Source organism: Glaesserella sp., assembly GCF_041817755.1.
Classification (GTDB): Bacteria; Pseudomonadota; Gammaproteobacteria; order Enterobacterales; family Pasteurellaceae; genus Glaesserella.
The window spans coordinates 1-23,176 of record NZ_JBGYBX010000065.1 but is presented as its reverse complement, the minus strand read 5'-3'; the positions used below and the strand labels follow the sequence as shown (position 1 = coordinate 23,176).

Here is a 23,176-nt window from a genome sequence, read left to right as displayed (position 1 = left end):
TAGATGTTGCGTAGCTCTTGAAATCCCCCTTAGCCCCCTTTTACAAAGGAGAGAATTACAAAGGGGGAAATATAAGATTAGTGACCTTCAAAGCTCACTAATGTATAAGAATTGACACCGGCTTTTGCTAAGCGTTCTTTACCGCCAAGATCAGGCAACCAAATCACAAACGCCGCATGTTCAACGTTACCGCCTAAGCGACGAATTAATTTCGCCGTGGCTTCAACCGTACCGCCGGTAGCGAGCAAGTCGTCAATAATCAAAACATTATCGCCGGTTTGAACTGAATCGGTGTGGATCTCTAAAGTATCTTCGCCATATTCTAAAGAATAAGATTGCGAAATCACCGCACGCGGTAACTTTTTCGGTTTACGCACTAATACAAACGGCACACCTAACGCCAAAGCGACGGGGGCACCGAAGATAAAACCGCGCGATTCCGTACCGACGATTTTGGTAATACCTTTGCCTTTGAATTCCGCGACGATCGCATCAATAGTGGCTTGGAATGCGGCCGGTACTTCTAATAAAGAGGTAATATCACGGAAGATAATACCTGCTTTTGGATAGTCAGGAATAGATTTAATTGAAGATTTGATTAACTCAAGTTGTTGGCTCATTTTTTGACCTTTAAAACAAGAAAAATAACCTGCGGAATGTAGCAAAATTTACGTGAATTACAAGGAAAAAATGCTACAAGCGGTGCGTTCTTGCAAAAAATTTGCAAAATCACACCGCTTGTATTTGTCGATATTTTACACCTGCCACGAAACAAACGCCCAACGGGCTTGACCGTGGCTGATTTTTTGTCGGGATTGCTGTTTTTGCTGATAGAACGCTTGCAACTTTTGTCGCTCTAATTCCGTTAATGCTCCGAGAGAAAACTCTACGGCATTTTGCAGATCTTGGTATGTTTCTCCTTGAAATTCCCCTTCCGCACCTTGTAAGAAGGAAAGCTCCGCTTGAATACCACGTTGATAAAGGTGGTTTAACAGATAGATATAAGTTGGAAACCCTAACGCATCACGTTCAATCGCATCAAAAATACCGCTATCTAAAAAATGGGGCTGAGTAATTGCGGTAAGATAAACTCGCTTTTTGGCTTTTGCCGATAATTTATCGATCATCTCGTCAAGATCCGCCACTAACGTTGAGCGAGAAGCGATCACAATATCAGCCTGAGGTACATCATCCCAAGGAGCGTTCCACGATTTGTGAATGGGGATAATATTAAATAGCCCTAGCTGTTGTTGATAACGAGCCAATAATTGCAACATACCTTCGCTAAAATCTAAGGCGTAAACTTGTTTGCATAAACGGGCTAGGGGAATGGCAAGCGTTCCCGGCCCTGAGCCAATATCCAATACGCTATCTGTTGGTTCAATCTTCATTTTATCTAGAAATTGACGGGTATAACTGCTCTCTTTTTCAACAAACGTTTCAGCAAACTTAACTGCTTTTTTATCCCATTTCTCAGCGGTAACATCGTGATAACGACACGCAATCAGGTGTTGTTTATAAAGTTGAGCAAAATCAATGTCGTAGAATGAATTCATGTTATTCCTTAAAAGGTAAATGTTGAGCCAAACTCGCCGTATCAATACGATAGGTTTTGGCTAATTGATGAAGGGTAAGCATATCGGCTTTTTTCCCCTTGTTGAAAAGCTGGTTGATGTTGTTTATCTAAATCACAACACTATCTGCAAGGTAATCGGCGTGCTGTGGGTGATGTGTGGTGATCAGTAATGCCATATTTTGTTGATGTAGCTGTTTAATTTGGTTCAGCAGACGAATTTGATTACCGAAATCAAGGCTTGAAGTCGGTTCGTCCATAATCAACATTTTGGCTTGCTGGGCAATGGCTCTGGCAATCAACACTAACTGTTTTTCGCCACCGCTTAATTGTGGATAGTAACGTTGAGCCAAATGCACAATATCTAGCTGTTCCAATGCGTTAAAAGCAAGTTGTTTATCTTTATGGCTAGGGCTTTGATACCATTTGAGATAAGCCGAACGCCCCATTAAAACCATCTCTTCAACCGTAAAGGGAAATAAACTTTGATGCGATTGTGGCACATAGGCAATTTGTTGGGCTAACTGTTGCGGTGAATACGTAACAAGCGGTTGGTTTGCAAAGAAAATCTCCCCGTGCAATTTTGCTTGAGTACCCAGTAACGTGCGTAAAAAGGTACTTTTCCCAGCTCCGTTTGCCCCTAACACACAGCAGATGTCATTTGTTCCTAGACGAAAATCGATCCCCGAGATCAAAGGCTGACCCGCATAGCCAATCGTTAGGTTTTTCGTTTCCAGTATCCAATTCATCGTGACTTTCTCAATAATAGATAGAGAAAAAACGGCGCACCACAAATTGAAGTCAAAATGCCTAACGGAATTTCAATTTGAGCAACGGTACGAGCAAGCGTATCGGTGATAACGAGAGAACTCGCTCCCAATAAAATCGATGTGGGCAGTAAACGAGTAAAATTAGCTCCCACTAGCAATCGAGCAATGTGTGGCACAACTAATCCTACCCAGCCGATGATCCCTGTGATTGATACTGCACTTGCTGTACAAAGTGTGGTGAAAATGATCAACAAATAACGAATACGCTTGACCGACACGCCAAGGGCTTGTGCTTCTTCTTCATCAAGGGAAAGCAAATTCAACCGCCAACGAAGCAGAAAAATAGGCAATATGCCAAGCAATATCAATGGGGTCAGTTGCAGTACATCATCAAGATTGACTGCTGTTAAACTGCCTAGCAACCAAAAGGTGATACTCGGCAGTTGGGTGAAAGGGTCTGCTAAGATTTTTAATAACGAAATGCCTGCGCCTAGTAATGAACCGATTGCAATACCCGATAGGACAAGCACAAGAACAGGATCTCGCTCTCGATGAGTACTGGCAATTACACTTACCAACAATACCGCACTAATACCGCCGATAAATGCAAAAAGTTGCACATACCACATCGGCAAATTGCAAAAAATCGCCAACGAAGCCCCAAAACCAGCCCCTGCCGATACACCTAGAATATCGGGGGAAACCAACGGGTTTTTAAACATCCCCTGATAGGTTGCCCCGGCACAAGCTAATGCAGCCCCGACTAAGCAAGCAACAATAATGCGTGGCACTCGAATATGCCATAATACCGTTTGAACTTGGTTTGTTTCGCATTCGGTAGAGAAAGCACAAACGACCGCTTGCCACACTGCTGTCGGCGAAATCGGATACTTTCCGAGATTAAGCGAGAGCAAAATAGCCAGTAATAAGAGCAAACTGAATGCCAGTAGCGACCGTTTGGACATCATCTCAACCGAACATTTATCTACCTTTCGGTAATAATTCGTTAGCCTGTGCGTCAGTTAAATCAATATGATAAAACAACTTGTAAAAGGTTTTTAACTCAGGAATAAATGCCTTCGGTTCACCGCCTGACAAATGATGTTGTAGCCATTTCATACCTAACAAGCGATTTAAACTTGGTGGCGAGTCCAACCAACCAAAAGGTTGATGTGGGATTAAATAGACTTGCTTATTTTTCACGGCATTGAGCGCTTGCCATTGTGGTGAATCCCAAATCGTTTGATAAAATTCAGGAAATTGCGTGAAAATGATGTCAGGGTTCCATTGTAAAAGCTGTTCCATTGACACTTTCGCTAAACCTTTATGATCCCCTTCTGCCACATTTTTCAACCCGACCAGTTCCATCGCTTCCGTATGGATTGAACCTTTAAAGCCCGTCTCCAAGCCATCGGCACCCCGTGCAAGATAAGCGGTTTTTGCAATATTTTTCGCAGAACCGACCGCTTGTTTTAAGGTTTCTTCCGCATATTTTGCTAAGGTTTCAGCTTGTTTCGCTTGTCCCACGATTTTACCTAATTCACGTAACAGTTCCGGGGTACGTTCAAGTTTACCGTCCAATAAAACATAAGGCACTTGAGTGTGAGCTTGAGTTTTCTTTGCCTGATCAAGATAGTTTGGTGACACATTACCCACATCGACAATCAAGTCAGGGGATAACGCTACGATTTTTTCAGGCGATAAACTACTATTTTTACCTGATACTCTCCCTAGCGTTTCTAATTTCTGTAACGTCTCAGGAAATAACTTTCCTGCTGAAGATTGCATTTTAAAGCCGGCAAACCCAGCCAGTTTTTCAGGGGCAACAGCAAGTAACACAACATCACTTGGATTACCTGCACTGATAATTTTTTGCACGCTTTCAGCTTTAGGCAAATCGCCAAAATGGGTACTGATCGGCTGCTCATTAGCAGACACACCACTTGTCACAAACGCCAACAAAGCGAATGCGGAAAGGAATTTTTTCATAATTAGCTCCTGTGATTAAGATAAAATCATTATATTTATGATTATATAGCGATAAAAATTAATCAACAAGCGGTTTGATTTTCTGCCCCCCTGGCACGGCAGAGCCGTACCAGGTTACGCATAATTCAGCCCCTTTGGGGCTGAGAATTAGAGTGACAAAGCCACTCAACTATGCGTAACCTAGTACGCATTTTATGTACTAGGCACAAAATAGTATGTTTTACAAGCAAAAAACATCAACAAACTTTAATGTTCTCCTAAATTTTAACAATATGTAGGAATATCTGGCTCCCATCTCCATATATTGTATTACCCTAAGCCACTGATATACGCAATTTAGTATAAAATCAAAAATATACTTTACAGCGTATATTTCATAAATTATACTCTTCTTAGTATAAAATAAATTTGGAAAAAATATGTTAATCACGACACCAGATATGCTTGGAAATAGCCTACGCGATATTCGTAAGCAAAAAAAGCTCTCTCAAATGCAAATCGCAAATCAAGTGGCTTTACGGCAAGCCACGATTTCCACATTTGAGAAAAAAACCGATAAAGCCACTATTGAAACATTATTCAAGTTACTTTCAGGTTTAGGCTATGAACTACATATCCAACCTCGTCCTGAAAAAACAGAGGGGAATGATGAATGGTAATGCGATTACGAGTATTAATGAATGGCGAAATGGTTGGGTATTTTGACCGCACTTTATCGGGTTCCCACCATTTTTCCTATGCTGAAAGTTGGCTAAATTCCCCATTAGCTCGCCCGATTTCCCTTTCTATGCCCTTGCAAAGAGCAACATATCAAGGCAAAGAAGTGATTAATTTCTTTGATAATTTACTGCCCGATAATCCTCAAATTCGAGCAAGAATTGCGACAAGATTTAATGCTGAAACACAACAACCTTTTGACTTACTTGCTAAAATTGGTCGCGATTCTGCGGGTGCTATTACTCTTTTAGGGGAAGATGAACAAATTCCTAATCATCGAATAATTCAAGCCACAGAATTAAACGAGAGTGAAATGGCGAAAATTCTACAAAGTTATCAATACAATGCCCCGCTTGGTATGATTGATAATAATCAGGACTTCAGAATTTCTATTGCTGGTGCACAAGAAAAAACAGCTCTGCTTTGGCATAACGGCAAATGGAAATTACCACACGGATTGACCCCGACAACGCATATTTTCAAATTGCCTATGGGAGAAATTCGTACCCCTAAACACATGCTTGATCTGTCAAAAAGTGTAGATAACGAACTCGTCTGTTTGAGATTATTTTCTGCTTTCAATATCCCTTCCGCAAACGTTGAATTATTGGAAATGAACGATATACGGGCATTAGCTGTTGAACGTTTTGATCGCCGTCTTAGTCAAGATGGCAGTTATTTTTTACGTTTACCTTACGAAGATTTCTGTCAGGCATTCAGCTTATCGCCAACGCAAAAATATGAAAGCGATGGTGGAGTTGGTATTGGGGATATGATGAATAAGTTGCTCTACTCCAGTAATCCCAACGATCGCCGTCAATTTATGCAAACTCAATTTCTGTTTTGGCTACTGGCTGCCATTGATGGACACGCTAAAAACTTTTCTCTCGCCATTGAAAAACAAGGGCGTTATCACTTATCCCCAGTGTATGACGTACTTTCTGCTTATCCAATGTTAGGCGGAAAAGGTTGGCATCACAGTGAATTACAAATGGCAATGAGCTTGCGTAGCACGCAAAAAGGAAAAAAATGGCATTGGAGTAAAATTTATGCTGAACATTTCTATGCCACAGCTAAGTTTGTCGGATTTAGTTCAAGTGATATGAAACAAGTGATAGAGCAAATTTGCGATACAATACAAGAAACCATTGATAGCGTAGCAACAACATTGCCCAAACAGATAGATGAAAATATACGGGATCAAATATTTACGGGCATAATAAAACAGGTGCAAAAAGTTTCTATGAAATAACCGCTATTTTGCCAAAGCTCTCACCAAAACCCCTAACGCCTGTTCGATCTCTTGGCTCCAAGCATAAGAGCAATTAACCCTAATCCCTTTATGCTGCGAAGTAGACAAGGTAAAAAGCTCGCTTGGACTGATGCTGATTTTTTCTTCGAGCAACTGTTGATAAATCCGCATACTATCCAAATGCTCGGGCAGGTGTATCCAAAGGAAATAGCCACTGCTGTGGTGTTCGATAGGACAACTTGCAGGCAAGTGCTGACGTAAATAGTCCAAACACTGCTTTTTATTCTTTTCTAAATGACGACGAAGGTTTCGCAAATGTTTTTCATAGTGGTGATTAGAGATAAATTCCACTAAAGCTTGTTGAATTAAACCGTTGGCGGAAATGGTACTCATCAGTTGCAAATGTTGGATCTTATCGGCAAATTGCCCTGCGTGAACCCAGCCGATACGGAAATTTGCCCCTAAAATTTTAGAAAAAGAAGAACAATGCAATACCCAGTTTTGTGTGTCAAACGCCTTCATCGGCAAGGGCTTTTCGCCCCGATAATAAAGTTCTTGATATACGTCATCTTCAATTAAATGCACTTGATATTGAGCCAACAGTTCCCCAATCTGCTGTTTGATTTCAGGACTGACGGTAAACCCCAGCGGATTGTGGCAGTTGAGCATAAACCAACAAACCTTGATGGGATAATGCTGTAAGGCTTGCTCAAATGCCACAAGGTCAAAACCGCTTGGGTGGCCGGGCAAAGTAACAACATTTAAACCTAACTTTTCCGCAATCTGCCACGCCCCATAAAATACCGTCTGCTGTAATAAAATATAATCGCCCTGTTGCGTTAAGGCTTGTAGCGAAAGGTTCAGCGCGTCCAAACAGCCGGACATAATCACAATATCATCGGCTTGTGTAGGAATACCTTGCAAGCGGTAACGTTGTGCGATTAATTTGCGTAATTCCACATTCCCCGACAACACAGGCTGTGGCTCAATTCGCGTTCTATCACGGCTAAGCTGGCTTAGAATTTGCAGCAATTTAGGCGGATTGAGATAATCGTGGCTCGGAAAAGGCGACCCTAGAGGTACAATATCCGTAGCTTGAATGGATTTTAGATAACGAAACACCAACGAATTAATCTCGACTTGTTTGTTCAACCTAATTTCACTGTTGGCGTGCGGACGAGAAGACGGGTAAAAAGGTGCAACAAAATAACCGCTCTTCTGCACCGAATAAATCAGCCCTTGAGCTTCTAACTCTTGATAGGCGTTTAATACCGTCATCAAACTCAATCCCGAACGTTGTACCTGATCTCGCAAAGACGGTAATTTCTCGTGCGGTTTCAACTCACCTGTTTCAATCAGATGTTTAAGGTGCTGGGTGAGTTTGGTGTATTTGTACATAGCGTTATGTTATTAGGTTTATAAAAAATCCTGATCATTTTACCCTAATCATAAACATCTAAAAATAACCTCCAGTTTCTAAAAAAACCGGAGGCTATACATCATTAAATTTTTGTAGCTTCAATGATTAAGTTTGTCACTTCTTCTGCTCTTGAAGAAAGCGAGGCGTGGCTTGCGTCAAGGCGAATGATTTTGCGAGCATTTAATCTTTCACTCATCATTTCTTGATTAACTAAGCTGATCATTCGATCTTCAGTCGAAATTTGATAAAAACTTGGCTTATATTTCCACGCAGGATCGGTAACCGTATCGCCAAATGTAGTTGCTTTGGCCGGTTTTTGCGTTACTGCTAATACAAAAGCTTCATCATTATCTAAATCTTGGCAGAAACTTTCTTGATATTTCGCTTTATTTATCCATAAGAAACCATCCGCATCAGGCTCTATACTTGAAAAAGCTGCGGGCGGATTTGCGGCACTAATCGCCCCTGCACTTTCATTTGCATCAGGTGCAAAGGCGGCAATATAAACCAAGGCTTTGACATTGGGTAAATTCCCCATTTCAGTAATGACTTCTCCACCGTAAGAATGGCCAACAAACACAACGTCATCATCAATGCTTTGTACCATTTTACGTGTACGTTCTGCATCATCTGCCAATGAAGTGAGTGAATTTTCTACTGCATAGATTTTATCAAAGCCTTGCTTGCGTAACTGAACAATAACTTTTGCCCAATGCGCTGCACCGCCCCAAAAACCATGAACCAATACAATTGAAGGTTTTTTCATTTTTACTCCGATAAATTAATAAGCAAAATATAATAATATTTTAAATAGTCCTGCAATAACAGCTAATCCAGTAAAGCCTAGAAGCCAAAGCAGAATAAACCATTGGGTCGAACTTAATTTCATTTTAATCTCCATCAATGATACCCCTCATCACCGACACGCACTTTATCTCGGAACACCCAATAAGACAGAATCGTATAAGCAATAATAATTGGAATAAAAATTAACGCACCTACCAAAGCAAACATTTGACTAGAGCGAGGTGCAGATGCCTGCCAGATGTCGATTGATGGCGGAATGATGTAAGGGAATAAGCTCAACACAAATCCAACGAATGCCAATAACATCAATACAATAGTATATACAAAAGGCTTAACTTCATTTTTTTGCTGGCAAGACTTAAATACCATACCAAAACAAATGAAAGTCAGTGCAACCATAATGATGAAATAAATCACATTTGGCATATCAAACCAACGTGTTGCAAAATTTGCATCAACCATAGGTGAAACAGCTAAGACCGCAACAAAAACAATAAATAAGATTGCTGTCATTTTAGGCATAAGTCGATACATTGTTTGTTGTAGATCATCTGCTGTTTTATAAATTAGCCATGCACAGCCTAATGTGGCATACATCACGACTACCGCAAAACCCACAAATAAACTAAACGGCGTTAACCAATCAAAAGTGCCACCAGAATAAATACCGTTATGAGTTTCAATGCCTTGAATCACAGCCCCTAAAATTACCCCTTGTAAAAAACTCGAGAGTATCGATCCCCAAATAAACGCATAATCCCAAAATTTTTGAGTTTTCGTTGCTTTAAAGCGAAATTCAAAAGAAACACCACGGAAAATTAATGCTAACGCCATTAACGTAATAGGTAAATAAAGTGCAGATAACACCGTAGAATAAACTAGAGGGAAAGCTCCATATAGCCCTGCACCGCCTAAGACCATCCACGTTTCATTGCCGTCCCAAACAGGGGCAACGGTATTCATCATCACATCGCGTTCTTCTTTTCCTTTCACAAAAGGAAATAAAATGCCAATACCTAAATCAAAGCCGTCTAATACGACATAAATCAACACACCAAGCCCGATAATGCCGAACCAAACTAATGCGATATCCATTTTATTGCTCCTTTGAATAAATCATTTCAGGACCTTTGAATAAGTGGCGGAGCATATAATAAATACCGCTACCAAAGACAATTGCATAAACAATAACAAATATAATCAATGTTAATCCTACTTGATCGGCGGAAACGGTATGAGAGAGAGAATCTTTAGTCCGCATCACGCCATATACCGTCCAAGGTTGACGCCCTACTTCCGTGGTCACCCAACCTGCTAATAATGCGATATAACCTGATGGTGTCATCACAAAGGCAAATTTATGGAACCACGTTGTTTCATATAACGAATTACGCTTTCTTAAATAGAGTGCGGTTAAAGACATTAAAACCATTAACATCCCCATCCCGACCATCACTCGGAAACTCCAGAATACGATTGGCACATTCGGACGATCTTCAGGTGCATATTCTTTCAATCCGGTAACTTTACCGTCTAAAGTATGAGTTAAAATAATGCTGCCTAAATTTGGAATGGCAATTTCAAAATGGTTTTTCTCTTGCTCCATATCCGGAATAGCAAAAAGTAACAATGGCATACCGTGATCATGGTTCGTTTCCCAGTGACCTTCAATTGCCGCTAACTTAGTCGGTTGATGTTTCAACGTATTTAAACCGTGCATATCACCGACAAAAACCTGTGCCACAGAGGTTGCCAACACCACCCACAAGCCATAAGAAAATGATTTTTTGATAATCTGATCACGGCGACCTTTCAACAAATGCCAGCCAGCAGTCCCCACGACTAAAATTGCCGATACCAAGAAAGCCGCGACCGCCATATGCGTAAAGCGATAAGGGAAGGAGGGATTAAACACAATCACCCACCAATCTTCCGGTACGATAATCCCGTTTTCAATGCGAAAACCCTGTGGCGTTTGCATCCAACTGTTTGACGATAAAATCCAAAACATTGAAATACATGTACCAATCGCCACCATCAAGGTTGCTGCAAAGTGAGCCTTTTCACTGACTCGTCCCCAACCGAATAACATAATGCCAAGGAATCCGGCTTCCAAGAAAAACGCACTCAGCACTTCATAAGTCAGTAAAGGCCCGGTTACACTGCCGGCAATACGAGAAAATTCGCTCCAGTTTGTGCCGAATTGATAACTCATCACAATGCCCGACACCACACCCATACCAAATGCAATCGCAAAAATTTTCAGCCAAAATTTAAACAAATCCTGATAAACCGGATTTTTCGTTTTTAACCAACGCCACTCCAAAAATGCCAAGAAACAGGCTAAACCGATAGACGTGGCGGGAAATACAATGTGAAAAGAGACAGTAAATGCAAACTGAATACGTGCCAGCATTAACGCCGTAAGACCGAGATCCATAAAATCACCTATAACTAATGAAATAGGCGCGGAGTCTCTCATATTTGAATCAAAACAGAAATATATAGTTTTCCGTCATAAAACCATAACAGATTAAACTTAATAAACAATATCTTTTTGATCTGTTATGAAAATTATAGCTTCGTCTCAAACCGCTTCGGCACAATAAAAACCGCAGGCAGTGCAAACAGCACCATTAGCCAGAAGCTGCCTGTCGGCGAAACTTGATAGACCAAGCCTGCGATAAAGGTAAACAACGCCATAAAAATACAGCTTGCAAAGCTAAAATAGAGTGCTTGTAGTTTTGCCATTTGTTCCGTGGGTTGGGTTGAAAGGTAGCGGATCATGGCATAATGCCCTGCCCCATAAGAGATAGAATGGAACATCTGCATTGCCATTAAGATCGCCATATTGGTGGTGGAAGCCAGTAAGATCCAACGCACCATTGAGCCAACGGCAGATAAGATCATTAAATGGCTGATTTTCCACGTTTTAAATACACGGTTGGCAAAGAAGAAAAACAGAATTTCTGAAACCACTGCCAATCCCCATAATAAACTTGCACTTTGGGTCGAAATGCCTGCCGATGCCCAATAAATCGTACTATAAGCATAATAAGCGGCGTGAGAAGCTTGAATTAAGGAAACGGCAATCAACATTTTGAATGTGGTTGGCACTTTCATTAATTGCAGATAGCTTAAATCTGATTGAGCTTTTTCTTCCGTTTGTACAAAGCCTTGGGTTGGTTTGACCGTTAAGCCAGTGCCTAGAAAAACTAGCCAGCCGATCAAAATGCCGATAATCGCACTTTCCCCTAGCCAGCCGACTAAATAGCCTGTGCTCACTGAGCCGACTACAAAGGCAATCGAGCCGAACAAACGTGTTCTGCCATAATCAATCCCGACTTGCTGTTGCCAAGTGGAAGCAATGGTATCGGCAATCGGCATTGCACCGCCGTTGAAGATATGGAACAGTGCGATTGCCGGAAATAAAATCCAGATAGTTTGTACCCCAAAGGCAACTAAAAACAGGGTGGCAATGGCGATCCACGTTAGCCAACGTGCAAGAGAAAGTAGTTGGTTAGGGTGGGAAATGCGTTTAGAAAAGGTCATTGCCCCTAAAAAACGGAACAGATAACCCGAAGCGATTAATAAGCCAATCATTCCCGAATCGTAGCCGTGATGGTTCAACCACACAGGCAAAAACGGCAACAGCACGCCATAGGCACAGTAAAAGCCGAAGAAGTTAAACGACGACCATTGAAAAGGGGTAAATTTTATCATAGGGATTTTTCCATCTCTTCTGCACGTTTAATTGCCGCATTCATCGCTTGTTCAACGGTTGCATTTAGCTCACGCTGTTCAAATACCGCCAACGCCTGAGCTGTTGTACCGCCTTTTGAGGTGACATTTTCGCGTAAGGTTGCCAAAGTGACATCTGGATTTTCCACCACCATTTTTGCCGCCCCTAAAGCTGCCGATTGCACTAAATAACGAGCATTTTGTTCACTAAAGCCCATTTTAACCGCTGCTTCTTGCATGGCTTCCATAAACTTAAAGAAGTAAGCAGGACTAGAGCCTGTGATGGCAATAATTTGGTTGATCTCCGCTTCCGTCTCCACCCAATAACATTTGCCTACCGCAGACAGTAGCTGTTCCGCAAATTGACAAGCGGTCGGATCTACCGATTTTTTTGCAAATAATCCTGCTATGCCTTCACCGATGAGCGATGGCGTATTCGGCATTGTCCGAACAATGTTGGTTGCTGTTGGTAACAGTTGTTCAAGACGGGCAACAGAAATCCCAGCCGCAACGGAAATCACCCATTTTGCCCTAAAATCTACTTGCGCAAACTCACTGCACACTTCCGCCATCATCTGCGGTTTGACCGCCAAAATCACCACATCTGCTTGGGTCACGGCGTCAAGGTTAGACAAATCCACCTGAACGCCCATTGCTCTCAGCTGCGAACGGCGAGTTTCATTGCTTTTATTACGAGCGATAATTTGTGTAGCCGGATAACCGCTTTTGATTAATCCTGAAATGATCGCAAACGCCATATTACCGGCACCGATAAAGGCGATTTTTTTGTGTTGCATTCGGCTCTCCTTGTTTTTGTAAAATGGGGGTTTTAGCGTAGAATAGGGATCTGTTGGTATGAATAGATATTCCTGCCTCGTTTAACTATTTTGGCACGAGCGAGACGCTCGCGCCAGCATTTCAATCAAATAAGCTTTCATTCCATCAATTAAGGACATATCCATGTGGTTCAAAAATGTCATGATTTACCGTTTAACCGGTGAATTGCGCTTCACTAGCAGTGAATTAGACGCACAATTACAACAAACAAAATTCACCCCTTGCCAACAAAGCGATATGCAAAAATTTGGCTGGTCGTCACCGCTTGCAGGAAGCGAACTGTTGCACTTTGCACAGGGTCAACAGTTCCTACTGGTTTCCCATAAAGAAGAAAAATTATTACCAGCCCACGTCGTCAAAAAAGAAACGGAAAACCGCATTGAAGCCTTAGAACAAAAAGAGCAACGCAAGCTGAAGAAAACGGAAAAACAGGCTATTAAAGATGATGTGGTGGCAATGTTATTGCCCCGTGCGTTTAGTAAACATCAATTTACGGCGATTTGGTTAGACTTAGATAAACAGCTCGTTTATGTGGATAGTGGCTCGGCAAAACGTGCCGAAGACACCCTTGCTTTGTTACGCAAATCCCTTGGTTCTTTGCCTGTTGTGCCGATTTCCTTCACGCTACAACCGAGCGAAGTAATGACAAATTGGGTGGCAAAAGGACATACACCGAGTTGGCTGACGCTTCTGGAAGAAGCGGAGTTGAAATCCTTTGATACCGACAGTGTCATCCGTTGTAAACGCCAAGATTTAGAAAGCGACGAGATCAGCCAACATTTACAAGCGGGTAAATTTGTCACAAAACTTGCATTGGACTGGGAAAATCATTTTTCTTTTGTATTGAACGAAGATGCCACCCTTGCCCGTGTTAAATTCGCCGATGAAGTGCGTGAAAAGAACGATGATATTTTGAAAGAAGATAAAGCCCAACGTTTCGATGCGGATTTTCTGTTAATGACGGAAGAATTACGTCTGTTCACAGAAAAATTGACTGAAGAGTTTGGTGGCATTCAGGAAAGGATTTAACCTATGCAAATCTACCCCGGATGGCGCACGTTTTTAACGTGTGCCTGAATCAAAACCGGGCACTCGTTTGTAAACGAGCGCCATCATTGAACAAATAGAGAATAACAATGAACATCTACCTTGTCGGCGGAGCGGTGCGAGATCAACTGCTCGGCTTAGCGGTTAAAGATCGTGATTGGCTGATTGTCGGGGCGACACCTGAACAGCTTTTGTCGCAAGGCTATCAGCAAGTCGGCAACGACTTTCCTGTGTTTTTGCACCCACAAACCAAAGAAGAATACGCCCTTGCCCGCACAGAACGCAAAAACGGCAACGGCTACAACGGTTTTATCTGCGACTTTACCCCTGAGGTTACTCTTGAACAAGATTTAATCCGCAGAGATCTTACCATTAATGCGATTGCTCAAGATCTTGACGGCAACTACCACGATTTTTACGGGGGTGTTGCCGATCTTAAACATCGCACACTTCGCCACGTTTCCCCTGCCTTTGCCGAAGATCCGCTACGGGTATTGCGTGTGGCTCGCTTTGCCGCACGTTTCCATTCTCTCGGGTTTCGGATTGACCCTGAAACGGTAAAATTAATGCAAGAAATGACCGCTTGCGGTGAGTTAGCTCATTTAACGGCAGAACGTGTTTGGTTGGAAACCCAAAAAGCCTTCGCCACCGACACGCCACACATCTATTTCCAAGTATTACGAGAAGTCGGGGCATTAAAAGTGCTATTTCCGGAAGTGGAGGCACTCTTTAGCGTTCCTCAACCTGAAAAACATCACCCTGAAATTGATAGTGGCGTTCATACTTTGATGGTTGTAGAACAGGCGAAAAAATTATCGATTCGAGCAAATGATCCTGAAAGCGTGTTATTTGCCGCACTTTGCCACGATCTTGGTAAAGCCTTAACCCCGAAGGATATTCTGCCCCATCATTACGGACACGAGCAGAAAGGCGTTACTCCAACAGAGCAGCTGGCAAATCGCTTGAAAGTACCTGCACATACTAAGGCATTCGCTAAACTCGTTACAGAATTTCACACCCATAGCCATAAAATCACAGAGCTACGTCCTGAAACCGTGGTGAAATTGTTTAATAAACTTGATGTATGGCGTAAACCCGAACGTTTTTTTGATTTTTTATTGGTTTGCGAAGCAGATAGCAAAGGGCGTTTAGGCTTTGAAAATCGGGAATATCCACAAGCGGATTATGCAAAACAGCTCTATCAAGTCGCCTGTGAAGTGGATATTCAAGCGGTGATTAACGATGGCTTTGAAAAAGCCGGGATTAAGGCGGAATTGGATAAACGTAGAGCATATGCCTTGAAAGAGTATCGAAAACTGATCGAATGATTAAAAAGGCGCACGTCTTGCGCCGTTAAACAGATCTGACCTGCTATCCGTCAATTTCTTCCCCTGTCTCATCCCATTTAAAATTCAATGCGACGGAATTAAGACAAAAGCGTAATCCTGTTGGTGGCGGACCATCATGAAAGACGTGCCCCATATGCGCATCACAGTTACCGCAGCGAATCTCAATTCGATGGCGCCCTAAACTGTAATCATCCACATAACGTAATGAAGACTCTGAAACAGCTTCATAAAAGCTCGGCCAACCACAACCTGCATCAAATTTCGTATCTGATCGGAACAGTGCGTTGTGGCAACGAACACAACGGTATGTGCCTACACGATCTTCATTTAAAAACTTTCCGGTAAACGGTCTTTCCGTCCCACTGTTTAAGCAGATTTCAATCTGCTCCTCAGTGAGTTCACTCATATCTTTAATCATCATTTTTCCTGTTCGTTTTGTTAAGGTTAGCTAAGTTATTCTACACTTTTATATTGCTTTCAAGAATGTGTTAAAAAAAATTTGACATAGATCACATAAAATTTATCTGCTATATTTCTTGCTGTTCTTTAGGTTGTCAGGCATGGGAAAGATTATGCTATAATCGGCTTGCCTTTCCAGACAAACGGAAGGAACAATTTCGTTTAACTTTAATATAGGTAGAAAATCTATGGCAATTAAAATTGGTATTAACGGCTTCGGTCGTATCGGTCGTATCGTATTCCGCGCAGCACAACAACGTGATGATATCGAAGTAGTCGGTATCAACGACTTAATCGACGTTGATTACATGGCTTACATGTTAAAATACGATTCAACTCACGGTCGTTTCGATGGTTCTGTTGAAGTTAAAGACGGCAAATTAGTTGTTAACGGTAAAGCAATCCGCGTAACGGCTGAGCGTGATCCGGCAAACTTAAAATGGGACGAAATCGGTGTTGATATCGCTGTTGAAGCGACAGGTTTGTTCTTAGATGATGCAACTGCACGTAAACACATTACTGCCGGCGCGAAAAAAGTGGTGTTAACCGGTCCGTCTAAAGACAATACGCCAATGTTTGTTAACGGTGTAAACTTTGACGCTTATGCAGGTCAGGATATCGTTTCTAACGCATCTTGTACTACAAACTGCTTAGCGCCATTAGCTAAAGTTATCCACAACAAATTCGGTATCAAAGAAGGCTTAATGACAACCGTTCACGCAACTACAGCGACACAAAAAACGGTAGACGGTCCTTCTGCGAAAGACTGGCGTGGTGGTCGCGGTGCGTCACAAAACATCATCCCGTCTTCAACCGGTGCTGCAAAAGCTGTAGGTAAAGTATTACCTGCGTTAAACGGTAAATTAACCGGTATGGCGTTCCGTGTCCCTACAGCAAACGTCTCTGTAGTAGATTTAACAGTGAACTTAGAAAAACCGGCAACTTACGCTGAAATCTGTGCTGAAATCAAACGCGCTTCTGAAAATGAAATGAAAGGCGTTTTAGGCTACACGGAAGATGCGGTAGTTTCTACCGACTTCAACGGTGCAATCGAAACATCCGTATTTGATGCGGCTGCAGGTATTGCATTAACCGATACTTTCGTGAAATTAGTATCTTGGTACGATAATGAAACCGGTTACTCAAACAAAGTGTTAGACTTAGTTGCATTAGTACACAACTACAAAGGCTAATCCCTTAAAGATCTATAATATAACGAAACGCCGCTCAATGAGCGGCGTTTTTGTTTTATACGCCTCATACAAGCGGTCTGTTTCAACGATTTTTTTGCAAAAAATACTTATCGACTTTTAATAATTTCACTTAGCCTCTTCTCTAAAAAATAAAAACAGATTAATATAATATATATTTAATATTATTTTAGTTAAATAGGACAAATATCATGACGATTTCACTAATCTCAGCTCACGATGCACAAACAAAGATTTTACAAGGCGCTATACTCATCGATATTCGACAATCGGATGAATATCGCCGTGAACATATTGAAAATGCCGTTTCCTACCCGCTTTCCCAATTACAATCTGTCGGATTACCGCCTGTCGTATCACGGAACAGCTGTGTTATTTTTCATTGTAAGTCAGGAATGCGCACAGCCGGTGCACGGGAATTGATTGCGCAATTAACTCAGAATCAGCATGGCGAAGTGTTTATTCTCGAAAACGGCTTAGAAGGTTGGAAAAAAGCCGGATTAAAAGCCAAAACGGATCGCTCGCAACCGATCGAGTTAATGCGCCAAGTACAAATTGCCGCAGGCATGTTAGTGCTTATCGGCGTAATATTAGGCTGGTTTATTACACCGACTTTTTATTTATTAGCCGGTTTTGTCGGCGCCGGTCTGACATTTGCCGGTATCACCGGATTCTGCGGAATGGCGAAACTACTCGCTATAATGCCATGGAATAAACGTTAACAAAAAGTTTGATAGTCGGCGAACATTCAGTGATAAAATGTTGTCATACAAAACGATTTTATAACACTACAGAGAAATTAATGGAAGACGCACTTAAAACATATCATGACGCTACTGCTTTTTTAAAGCTACTGGCTAATCCGAATCGGTTGGCCGTATTATGCCACTTAAAAGATCAGCAATATAACGTTACTGAATTAGCTCAAATGATATCGTTGCCACAAGCAGCAATGTCAAATCAGCTTGCTATTCTACGTGAGGCCGGTTTAATCGATTGTGAAATCAAGCATCGAGAAAGGCTTTATTATATTAAAGACGAGAAAGTCACAGAAACTATCAACTTGTTATACCGTCTTTTCTGTCAAAAAGACCAATCTTAGCCAAAAAGTATCGAGATACCACCTATAAAAAGTAAAGGAACACAAATATGTTCCTTTACTTATCCTCTTACTTCGTCAAATCAATCTGATAAATCGCAAAACCGGTTTCATCCGTGCCAACGAATGACATTGGATATTGTGCTTTTTCTGCAATAAAGGCTTTCGCTTTATCACTTGGCGACGTTTCAAAACGAATATCTAATTTACCTTTAGCGGCAATCGGAGCAATACGCCAGTTTTTGTCTGCTGTCGGGCTGACTTGACCTTTCGCTTTACTTTCAGCGGTAATGTAGTTCGCTAAAATTTGACGGTTTTCATCCGGAGCAGCAAAGACGATATTATCCTCCCCTGTTCCAGGGAATTTATTGCTATATGCACGGTAGTTGTTGGTTGCAATTAAAAATTCTGCTTTTGGATCAACCGGTTTACCGTTATAGGTTAAATTCATTACACGGTGGGCTTTATCATTAATTAACTTCATTTCACCATCATAACGTGCCGGTTGAGTAATGTCGTATTGATACTGAACGCCGTCAATCACGTCAAAGTTATAAGTGCGGAAACCTTCCCAATCTAATAAACTTTGTGGCTGTTCATTCGCCGGATCGATTTGTTTAAACATACCTGCACTACACTCTAACCACTCTTTGAGTTCTGCCCCAGTAACTTTCACCACAACTAACGTATTTGGATAGAGATATAAATCCGCTGCGTTACGGAAAGTCAATTCACCTTTGTTCACTTCGGTATAACCGTTCGGATCGTTTTTACGACCGCCTGCTTTAAACGGTGCACCCGCACTTAAAATTGGTAAACCTGCTAATTGTGGCAATCCTTTCACGATATTTTCCACATAGGCTTTTTGAGCTTGGTTCACAATTTGTACTGTTGGATCATCTTGAACTAAAGCAAGGTAGCTGTACATATTGTCTGTCGCTTTACCGATTGGTTGTGACACGAATTTACGCGTTGCTTCGTGAACAGGTTGCAATAAAGTGGCGACTTCAGGGTGATTTTCTACCGTTGAAGCTTTTTTCTCATTATCATAGATTGGACGTAACACTGCTTTACCGTCAACTACAATCCATTTGCCGTTTTGTTTCGCTAAGGTTAAATCCACCACGCTGATATTGTTCGCCCAGTAACCTGCCATTGACTCAGGAATACCTTTCACTGTCCCTTTTTCAATATCAACATTCGGCGATTTTGCAAACTCTTTATTTGGGAATAAACGGTGTGAGTGACCAAAAATAACCGCATCAATGCCCTTCACATCAGCAAGATAGAAGGCTGAGTTTTCAGCCCCCTCTTTATAAGGCTCATCAGACGGACCTGTGTGAGCAAGTGCCACGATTAAATCCGCCCCCGCTTTTTTCACGATTGGCACATATTTTTCAGCGGTTTTCACAATATCACGAGCTTCCACTTTGCCGTCTAAATGGGCTTTATCCCACACCATCACTTGTGGCGGAACGAAACCGATATAACCCACATTTAAAGTATGTTTTACACCGTCTTCATCAACCACTTCTTTTTTCTGAATGAAGTATGGTTGGTAAACCGGCTCGTCTGTACCCGGTTTAACGATGTTCGCATTGATGATTGGGAATTTTGCTTCTTTGATTGCATCATCAAGGTATTTTAAACCGTAGTTAAATTCGTGGTTACCTAATGTTCCTACATCGTATTTCATGAGGTTTAACACATCAATCGCGGGGTTAGATTTCCCTTCTTTATAACCGACCGCTGCTTGATAGTCCGCAATCGGATTACCTTGAATTAAGTCGCCATTATCGACAAGTACGCTGTTTTTAGCTTCTTTACGCGCTTGTTCAATCAAGCTTGCAGCACGGGTAAAACCGAATTTATCCGTCGGAGCATCTTTATAATAATCGAAATCCGTTAAGAAACTGTGAATATCCGTAGTACCAATAACTCGAAGAGACACTTTACTGTCCCCTGCTGCAAAGGCAAAACGGCTGGTACCGATAGCCAGAACGGTGGTTGCACCGATTTGAAGAAAACGTCTTCTGTTCATCATGTAAGATCCTCAAGTGTTATATCCAATTTTTTAGGAATAGTATTGTAAGAAATCGTATCAATAATTTCTTTTCTTAATTGCTTGTTTTGTGAACTAACTCACAGAAAAAAACATCGTTGCGTAATTCTCCGTCAATATAAAATAATAATTAAATCATTAAGTTATACGCAATCGATTGCATTAAAGGAACAAAAAACCAGAACGTATGAGTTCTGGCTGTTGGCTTATTCATACTCTTCTAACCAAATCGTTAAAATCGCTTCTAAAATATGTTCATTTGACGCTTCCGGATCATCATCAAAACCGTCCATCTCGCAGATCCATTTATGCATATCAGTAAAACGCACGGTGGTTGGATCTAAATCCGGGTTCATATCATACAGATTTTCTGCGATCATTCTTACATCTGTCCATTTCATTAGTGTGCCGCCTCATTTGCGTGGTTTAAGTTATATTTTGGAATTTCAACAACGAGATCTTCTTCACCTACAACACATTGACAAGACAAACGGCTATCCATTTCTAAGCCCCACGCTTTGTCTAACATATCTTCTTCTTGATCCGATGTTTCGTTTAAGCTGTCAAAACCTTCACGAATAACGACGTGACAAGTAGTACAAGCACAAGAACCGTCACAAGCGTGATGAATTTCAACTCCTGCATTGTGAGCAACTTCTAATAAGTTTTCACCCGGCTGTGCTTCCACAACCATACCTTCCGGGCAAAATTCTTCGTGTGGAAGAAAAACAATTTTTGGCATAATGTCCTCTTAATTTTTTGATTTTTAAATTCCCCCTCCTGTTTACGGGAGGGGGGTCAGGGGGAGGGGAGCTGGCTAAAACAAGCGGTAATTTTTGCCCCCACCCTACCCCTCCCCGCAAGCAGGGGAGGGAACATAATAGATAGATTAATTCATCACCTCATCAACCGCCTTACCTGCTAAGGCTTTTTGAATGGATAAATTCATTCGTCTGGCGGCAAATTCTTGGGTGGCGAGATCGAGATCTTTAATACCTTGCTGAATAGCTTGGCGATCTGTCCCTTGTTTGGCGGAAATCAATTTCTGTAATTCCGCTTCAATCCGTTTAAATTCATCAACCAAAAGTAGTTCTGCGCCGTCTTCTTGTAACGCAATAATCACGCTGTCAATCACACGATCTGCTTCCACACGCTGTTCTGCAAGCTGACGGGCTTCCATATCTTGCTTCGCATTTGTCATTGATGATTTAATCATTTCGGTGACTTCTTCGTCCGTTAAACCGTAAGACGGCTTAATCTGGATAGAGGCCTGCACTTTGGTTGATTTTTCCATTGCAGTGACACTCAGTAATCCGTCCGCATCGACTTGATAGGTCACGCGAATATGTGCTGCCCCAGCAACCATCGGCGGAATACCACGCAAGGTAAAACGTCCAAGGGAACGACAATCATCGACTAACTCACGTTCGCCTTGTACAACGTGAACCGTCATCGCATTCTGCCCATCTTTAAATGTGGTGAACTCTTGTGCCTTTGCCACAGGAATAGTGGTATTGCGTGGAATGATTTTTTCTACCAATCCGCCCATCGTTTCAATCCCTAGCGAAAGTGGCACGACATCTAGCAACAACATCTCTGCATCAGGTTTATTGCCGACTAAAATATCCGCTTGAATAGCCGCCCCTAACGCCACCACTTTATCCGGGTCAATAGAGGTTAATGGCGTTTTGCCGAAAAACTCACCCACTTGTTCACGCACAAAAGGCACTCTCGTTGAGCCACCGACCATCACCACTTCACGCACATCTTGAGCTTCCACCCCAGCATCTTTCAAGGCTCGGCGACAAGTCATTAACGAGCGTTTTACAAGCGGTTGGATTAGCTCATTAAATTGCAAACGGCTGATTTCACTCTGCCAATTTGCAAATTTTGCGGTAAAACTATCCGCTTGTGATAAACCAATTTTGACTTGTGTGGCAAGGGTAAGTAGCTCACGTTGCTCACTTGCTGTATTTGGCCGAATACCTGCTTGTTCCGCAATCCAATTCGCTAATAAATGGTCAAAATCATCGCCACCTAAAGCAGTATCACCACCCGTTGCCAAGACTTCAAAGACACCACGGCTTAAGCGTAAAATCGAAATATCAAAAGTACCGCCGCCTAAGTCATACACGGCAATCACACCTTCTTGACCGCTATCCAAGCCATAAGCAATCGCAGCTGCCGTAGGCTCATTTAATAAACGCAACACATTAAGCCCCGCCAAACGCGCAGCATCTTTAGTACTTTGACGTTGTGCATCATCAAAATAGGCAGGCACGGTAATCACCACGCCGGCCAATTCGCCTGCCAAGCGTTTTTCTGCAAATTGATTTAAGTGGCTTAAAATATCGGCAGACACTTCAATCGGGCTTTTATTGCCTTGTGGCGTTTGAATTAACGGCAAGCCGTTATCCGTCGCAACAAATTGATAAGGTAAATTCGGATAACGTTTCTCAACGTCCGCCAAAGAACGACCAATTAAACGTTTCACGGAAATCACCGTGTGTTGCGGATCAGCTGACGCTTGCTCAAAGGCTTCCACTCCAACAACTTTATTCTCAGCCGCATAATGTACCACTGACGGTACTAACGCACGCTCTTTCTCATCAAGTAATACCTGAGCCTGTCCGCTACGCACCGTTGCCACTAAAGAATTTGTCGTCCCAAGGTCAATCCCCACCGCCAAGCGATGTTGGTGTGGCGCTGCCGTTTGCCCCGGTTCTGCGATTTGAAGTAATGCCATTTTATTATCTCTCTATAACTCATTCCCCTTCCCCGTTTACAGGGAGGGCTAGGGAGGATTTTTACAAGATCGTTAAATCCCCCTCAATCCCCCTTTT

Annotated in this window: 22 protein-coding genes and 1 pseudogene; 7 read left to right on the top strand and 16 right to left on the bottom strand. The window is 42.0% G+C overall.

The window, feature by feature from the left end; all coding sequences use genetic code 11:
* Positions 1-77: 77 nt before the first annotated feature.
* The 5 genes and pseudogenes from apt to ACEYKX_RS10200 form a co-directional block, all read right to left on the bottom strand.
* Positions 78-620 carry an adenine phosphoribosyltransferase gene (gene apt, locus ACEYKX_RS10220; RefSeq protein WP_373766337.1) on the bottom strand — a complete coding sequence of 181 codons (543 nt, stop codon included), beginning with the start codon at positions 618-620 and terminating at the stop codon, positions 78-80.
* Between the two features lie 135 nt (positions 621-755).
* Positions 756-1,556 carry a class I SAM-dependent methyltransferase gene (locus ACEYKX_RS10215; RefSeq protein ID WP_373766336.1) on the bottom strand — a complete coding sequence of 267 codons (801 nt, stop codon included), beginning with the start codon at positions 1,554-1,556 and terminating at the stop codon, positions 756-758.
* A gap of 1 nt (position 1,557) precedes the next feature.
* Positions 1,558-2,322, bottom strand: a pseudogene (locus ACEYKX_RS10210) (ABC transporter ATP-binding protein).
* Positions 2,319-3,308 carry a FecCD family ABC transporter permease gene (locus ACEYKX_RS10205; RefSeq protein WP_373766559.1) on the bottom strand — a complete coding sequence of 330 codons (990 nt, stop codon included), beginning with the start codon at positions 3,306-3,308 and terminating at the stop codon, positions 2,319-2,321. Before ACEYKX_RS10205 ends, ACEYKX_RS10210 begins: the two are co-directional and overlap by 4 nt.
* A 16-nt stretch (positions 3,309-3,324) precedes the next feature.
* Complete coding sequence (locus ACEYKX_RS10200) at positions 3,325-4,332, bottom strand: iron ABC transporter substrate-binding protein (RefSeq protein WP_373766335.1); 1,008 nt, start codon at positions 4,330-4,332, stop codon at positions 3,325-3,327.
* Between the two features lie 419 nt (positions 4,333-4,751).
* Between ACEYKX_RS10200 and ACEYKX_RS10195 the strand changes: the two genes are divergently transcribed.
* The gene (locus tag ACEYKX_RS10195) at positions 4,752-4,991 is read left to right on the top strand and encodes a helix-turn-helix domain-containing protein (RefSeq protein ID WP_010786623.1); all 240 of its coding nucleotides are present in this window, start codon (positions 4,752-4,754) and stop codon (positions 4,989-4,991) included.
* Positions 4,985-6,301: a type II toxin-antitoxin system HipA family toxin gene (locus ACEYKX_RS10190; protein WP_373766334.1), complete on the top strand. Its 1,317-nt coding sequence runs from the start codon at positions 4,985-4,987 to the stop codon at positions 6,299-6,301. The genes ACEYKX_RS10195 and ACEYKX_RS10190 overlap by 7 nt, the downstream gene beginning before the upstream one ends.
* 3 nt (positions 6,302-6,304) lie before the next feature.
* Here ACEYKX_RS10190 and ACEYKX_RS10185 read toward each other — a convergent pair whose 3' ends face one another.
* The 6 genes from ACEYKX_RS10185 to proC all read right to left on the bottom strand — a co-directional run bounded on the left by ACEYKX_RS10185 (position 6,305) and on the right by proC (position 13,066).
* The gene (locus ACEYKX_RS10185; protein WP_373766333.1) at positions 6,305-7,699 is read right to left on the bottom strand and encodes a PLP-dependent aminotransferase family protein; all 1,395 of its coding nucleotides are present in this window, start codon (positions 7,697-7,699) and stop codon (positions 6,305-6,307) included.
* A 104-nt stretch (positions 7,700-7,803) separates the two neighbouring features.
* Positions 7,804-8,487, bottom strand: coding sequence for an alpha/beta hydrolase (locus ACEYKX_RS10180; RefSeq protein WP_373766332.1), 684 nt, complete (start codon positions 8,485-8,487; stop codon positions 7,804-7,806).
* A 134-nt stretch (positions 8,488-8,621) separates the two neighbouring features.
* Entirely contained in the window at positions 8,622-9,623 is a 1,002-nt protein-coding gene (gene cydB / locus ACEYKX_RS10175) for a cytochrome d ubiquinol oxidase subunit II (RefSeq protein WP_373766331.1), read from the bottom strand.
* Between the two features lies 1 nt (position 9,624).
* Positions 9,625-10,968 (bottom strand): cytochrome ubiquinol oxidase subunit I, encoded by a 1,344-nt coding sequence (locus tag ACEYKX_RS10170; protein ID WP_373766330.1) that lies wholly within the window; start codon positions 10,966-10,968, stop codon positions 9,625-9,627.
* A gap of 134 nt (positions 10,969-11,102) precedes the next feature.
* Positions 11,103-12,251 (bottom strand): 3-phenylpropionate MFS transporter, encoded by a 1,149-nt coding sequence (locus tag ACEYKX_RS10165; protein WP_373766329.1) that lies wholly within the window; start codon positions 12,249-12,251, stop codon positions 11,103-11,105.
* Positions 12,248-13,066: a pyrroline-5-carboxylate reductase gene (gene proC, locus ACEYKX_RS10160; RefSeq protein ID WP_373766328.1), complete on the bottom strand. Its 819-nt coding sequence runs from the start codon at positions 13,064-13,066 to the stop codon at positions 12,248-12,250. The genes ACEYKX_RS10165 and proC overlap by 4 nt, the downstream gene beginning before the upstream one ends.
* 163 nt (positions 13,067-13,229) lie before the next feature.
* On the opposite strand from proC, the gene rdgC reads away from it, so the two are divergent.
* Positions 13,230-14,135 carry a recombination-associated protein RdgC gene (gene rdgC / locus ACEYKX_RS10155; RefSeq protein WP_373766327.1) on the top strand — a complete coding sequence of 302 codons (906 nt, stop codon included), beginning with the start codon at positions 13,230-13,232 and terminating at the stop codon, positions 14,133-14,135.
* 107 nt (positions 14,136-14,242) lie between these two features.
* Positions 14,243-15,481, top strand: a complete 1,239-nt coding sequence (locus ACEYKX_RS10150) for a multifunctional CCA addition/repair protein (protein WP_373766326.1) — start codon at positions 14,243-14,245, stop codon at positions 15,479-15,481.
* Between the two features lie 43 nt (positions 15,482-15,524).
* On the opposite strand, the gene msrB is transcribed toward ACEYKX_RS10150, so the two are convergent.
* Entirely contained in the window at positions 15,525-15,920 is a 396-nt protein-coding gene (msrB, locus tag ACEYKX_RS10145) for a peptide-methionine (R)-S-oxide reductase MsrB (protein ID WP_373766558.1), read from the bottom strand.
* Positions 15,921-16,149: 229 nt separating this feature from the next.
* Between msrB and gap the strand changes: the two genes are divergently transcribed.
* The 3 genes from gap (at position 16,150) to ACEYKX_RS10130 (ending at position 18,274) form a co-directional block, all read left to right on the top strand.
* Positions 16,150-17,154: a type I glyceraldehyde-3-phosphate dehydrogenase gene (gene gap, locus ACEYKX_RS10140; RefSeq protein WP_373766325.1), complete on the top strand. Its 1,005-nt coding sequence runs from the start codon at positions 16,150-16,152 to the stop codon at positions 17,152-17,154.
* A 209-nt stretch (positions 17,155-17,363) separates the two neighbouring features.
* On the top strand, positions 17,364-17,894 hold the full coding sequence (locus ACEYKX_RS10135) for a rhodanese family protein (protein ID WP_373766324.1): 531 nt from the start codon (positions 17,364-17,366) through the stop codon (positions 17,892-17,894).
* 80 nt (positions 17,895-17,974) lie between these two features.
* The gene (locus ACEYKX_RS10130) at positions 17,975-18,274 is read left to right on the top strand and encodes an ArsR/SmtB family transcription factor (protein WP_373766323.1); all 300 of its coding nucleotides are present in this window, start codon (positions 17,975-17,977) and stop codon (positions 18,272-18,274) included.
* A gap of 67 nt (positions 18,275-18,341) precedes the next feature.
* Here the strand turns inward: ACEYKX_RS10130 and cpdB are convergent, their stop codons facing one another.
* The 4 genes from cpdB to hscA form a co-directional block, all read right to left on the bottom strand.
* A complete protein-coding gene (cpdB, locus tag ACEYKX_RS10125) occupies positions 18,342-20,315 on the bottom strand; it encodes a 2',3'-cyclic-nucleotide 2'-phosphodiesterase (RefSeq protein WP_373766322.1) in 1,974 nt (657 codons plus the stop codon).
* A 224-nt stretch (positions 20,316-20,539) separates the two neighbouring features.
* Positions 20,540-20,734 carry a Fe-S cluster assembly protein IscX gene (gene iscX, locus ACEYKX_RS10120; RefSeq protein ID WP_373766321.1) on the bottom strand — a complete coding sequence of 65 codons (195 nt, stop codon included), beginning with the start codon at positions 20,732-20,734 and terminating at the stop codon, positions 20,540-20,542.
* Positions 20,734-21,075 (bottom strand): ISC system 2Fe-2S type ferredoxin, encoded by a 342-nt coding sequence (gene fdx, locus ACEYKX_RS10115; RefSeq protein WP_373766320.1) that lies wholly within the window; start codon positions 21,073-21,075, stop codon positions 20,734-20,736. Before fdx ends, iscX begins: the two co-directional genes overlap by 1 nt.
* Positions 21,076-21,222: 147 nt before the next feature.
* Positions 21,223-23,079 carry a Fe-S protein assembly chaperone HscA gene (hscA, locus tag ACEYKX_RS10110; RefSeq protein WP_373766319.1) on the bottom strand — a complete coding sequence of 619 codons (1,857 nt, stop codon included), beginning with the start codon at positions 23,077-23,079 and terminating at the stop codon, positions 21,223-21,225.
* Between the last annotated feature and the right edge of the window lie 97 nt (positions 23,080-23,176).